Here is a 3092-nt window from a genome sequence, read left to right as displayed (position 1 = left end):
CCCCCCCCCCCCCCCCCCCCCCCCCCCCACCCCCCCCCCCCCCCCCCCCCCCCCCCCCCCCCCCCCCCCCCCCCCCCCCCCCCCCCCCCCCCCCCCCCCCCCCCCCCCCCCACTTCCGGTTTCATGCGCCAAACAGAAAAGTCCGCCGTTTCCCTTTGGAAACAGCGGACTTCTTGATGTTCTTCATCTCAGTGGCAGCAGGGACACTCCGGGGCGCTCTCCAGCTCCTTCTCGTCATAGGAAATGCCGTGTCGGTCATAGTAATCCTTGACCGCCGCCTTGATGGCCTCCTCAGCCAGCACGGAGCAGTGGATCTTGTGGGTAGGCAGACCGTCCAGGGCCTCCACCACCGCCTGGTTGGTGAGCTTCACCGCTTCGGTGATGGGCTTGCCCTTCACCAGTTCGGTGGCCATGGAGCTGGTGGCAATGGCCGAGCCGCAGCCGAAGGTGTTGAACTTCACATCGGTAATAATACCGTCCTTCACCTTGATATACATCTTCATAATATCGCCGCACTTGGCATTGCCCACCTCGCCGATGCCGTCGGCGTCCTCCATCTTGCCCAGGTTGCGGGGATGCTGGAAGTGGTCCATGACCTTCTCACTATATAACATGTGCCTTCACTCCTTTTTCAAGTTCCTCCCACACGGGAGAGATATCGCGCAGATAGTCCACCACGCCGGGGACCACGGACAGGATGTGGTCCACCTCCTCGGGGGTGTTGTATTCGCTCAGGGTCAGCCGCAGGGAGCCGTGGGCCACCTCGTGGGGCAGGCCCAGGGCCAGCAGCACGTGGCTGGGATCCAGGGAACCGGAGGTACAGGCCGACCCGGAGGAGGCCGCCACACCCTTGGCGTCCAGCAGCAGCAGGAGGCTCTCACCCTCGATGCCCTCAAAGCAGAAGTTCACGTTGCCGGGCAGCCGGCGGTCCCGGTCGCCGTTGAGCCTGCTGTGGGGGATTTTCGACAGGCCGTCGATGAGCTTGTCCCGCAGGCCGGAGACGTAAGCGGCGTTCTCCTCCAGGTGGGCCGTGGCCTCCTCCAGCGCGGCGGCCATACCGGCGATGCCGGCCAGGTTCTCGGTGCCCGCCCGGCGGCCACGCTCCTGGGCGCCGCCCTCCACAAAGGGCAGCAGGGTCAGTCCCTTCCGGCAGTAGAGGGCGCCTACGCCCTTGGGACCGTGGAATTTATGGGCCGAGAGGGAGAGCATGTCGATGTTCTGCTCCTCCACCCGGATGGGCAGGTGGCCCACTGCCTGCACGGCGTCGGTGTGGAAGGGAACGCCCCGCTCCCGGCAGACGGCCCCGATCTCTGCAATGGGCTGGATGGTGCCCACCTCGTTGTTGGCATACATGACGGTCACCAGGGCAGTGTCCTCCCGGATGGCGGCGGCCACCGCCTCCGGCGTGACGATCCCCTGCGGTCCCACGTCCAGCAGGGTGACCTCAAAGCCCTCCCGTTCCAGCTTTTTCAGGGTGTGGAGCACCGCGTGGTGTTCGATGGCCGTGGAGATAAGATGGCGCTTGTTCTTCCGGGCGCCCAGCAGGGCGGCAGAGCGGATGGCCTGGTTGTCGGCCTCGCTGCCGCCGGAGGTGAAGTAGATCTCCTCCGGACGGGCTCCCAGGCAGGCGGCTACCCGGGCGCGGGCGTCGGCCAGGGCCTCGGCCGCCCGCTGGCCCACGCTGTGCAGGCTGGACGGATTTCCGTAGATTTCCTTATAATAGGGCAGCATGGCCCGGACTGCGGCGTCGCTCATGGCGGTGGTGGCCGCGTTGTCCGCGTATACATACATAGCAAAACCTCCTTGCGGAACTCGTTATATTTTAATCCCCATTATTCCTACTTGTTTAATATGAATTATAAAGACTTCTATCTTCTTTGTCAAGCGGGAAATGCCATATCTTCATATTTATTTTTGCCCCACAGGTCAGCGCTTATCATCAAAGAAGTTCAAAAGGAATATCATGCCGGCGGGCAGCGCCTGTCCGTTGAAAAACAACAGGTTATTTTTCAACTTCTGTGACTATGTCCGCCCGGCGTCAAATCCCGCAGCGTCTTGCTGTCCAGGAAGGTGTTGATGGTGTCATAGAACTCGTTCCAGAAGTCCCTGGCCGGGCAACTCCCGTCCCGCTGGCAGAGATGGCCGTCCCCCTCCACGCACACGGCGGGGGCCAGCTTGCCCTCAGTGGCCCGCAGGATCTCCCCCACGGTATACTCCTCGGGGGCGCGCATCAGGCGGTAGCCGCCGCTCTTGCCCCGCACGCTCTGGAGAAAGCCCGCCCGGCTGAGCAGGGCAATGATCTGTTCCAGGTATTTGACTGTGATCCCCTCCCGCGCCGCGATCTCGTGGAGCGGAATCAGGCCGTCGTCCTGATGGGCCGCCAGGTCGATCATGACCCGCAGGGCGTACCGCCCCTTGGTGGAAATTTTCATGGTCCTCACCTCTCTAGAGTCCTTTTGCCGGTGTGCGCCGCCGCGCGGCGCCTATGATCCATTGTCCTATATTATACGACAGAAGCGGTAGGAATTCAAGGCGGCCGGACTGTGCAAAAGCCCCGGAGCCGGGTTTCCGGCTCCGGGGCTCACACCGCTACAGGGAGAAATCCTCGTCCTCCAGCCGGCTCAGGTCCAGCACGGCCGGGCGGGGAGGCACCCGCTTCAGCGGGTCGTACTGGAAGGCACGGCAATGTCCTCCGGCCTCCACCACGCCCTTTTTCTTGCAGAGGATGGCGTTCCCCTCCAGTTGGGTCCCCCGGGCGCAGTAGGCGCAGCGGGGCTCCATATCCTTTTTGAACAGCATTGCGTGACCTCACTTCCCGTCCGCCGCTCCGTTCCGGGCTCTGGCGCAGCATGGTTCCAGCCGGTTTCACAGGGCCGCAGCGCGGCCCAACCGATCAATCGTATTATAATGCGTACTGAACAAAGCCGCAAGCCTTGAAAGCCAAGGCTTGCAAGGCTCATTAGCTTTGTTCAAGTGCAAGGTTTTGGACTAAATTGTCCAAAAACCTTGCACCTTCCACTGGAGCGCCGCGGTGCTCCAGTGGAAATACGCATTGTAACAATGGCTGAATTCCATAAAAACGGCTCCTTTGA

4 protein-coding genes are annotated in these 3092 nt (G+C 62.5%); all 4 read right to left on the bottom strand.

The genetic code is table 11. The features are described from left to right. Positions 1–188 precede the first annotated feature (188 nt). The 4 genes from nifU to ACTNBZ_RS14180 all read right to left on the bottom strand — a co-directional run bounded on the left by nifU (position 189) and on the right by ACTNBZ_RS14180 (position 2799). Positions 189–614 (bottom strand): Fe-S cluster assembly scaffold protein NifU, encoded by a 426-nt coding sequence (gene nifU / locus ACTNBZ_RS14195; protein ID WP_441210916.1) that lies wholly within the window; start codon positions 612–614, stop codon positions 189–191. Then, positions 604–1791: a cysteine desulfurase NifS gene (gene nifS / locus ACTNBZ_RS14190; protein WP_441210914.1), complete on the bottom strand. Its 1188-nt coding sequence runs from the start codon at positions 1789–1791 to the stop codon at positions 604–606. Before nifS ends, nifU begins: the two co-directional genes overlap by 11 nt. Before the next feature lie 218 nt (positions 1792–2009). Further along, complete coding sequence (locus ACTNBZ_RS14185) at positions 2010–2432, bottom strand: RrF2 family transcriptional regulator (RefSeq protein ID WP_441210912.1); 423 nt, start codon at positions 2430–2432, stop codon at positions 2010–2012. Positions 2433–2589: 157 nt separating this feature from the next. Then, on the bottom strand, positions 2590–2799 hold the full coding sequence (locus ACTNBZ_RS14180) for a hypothetical protein (protein WP_441210910.1): 210 nt from the start codon (positions 2797–2799) through the stop codon (positions 2590–2592). Positions 2800–3092: the final 293 nt, after the last annotated feature.

The sequence above is a fragment of the Pseudoflavonifractor sp. HCP28S3_F10 genome (assembly GCF_052065415.1).
Lineage (GTDB): Bacteria > Bacillota > Clostridia > Oscillospirales > Oscillospiraceae > Pseudoflavonifractor_A.
This window is presented reverse-complemented; position numbering and strand designations above follow the sequence as displayed.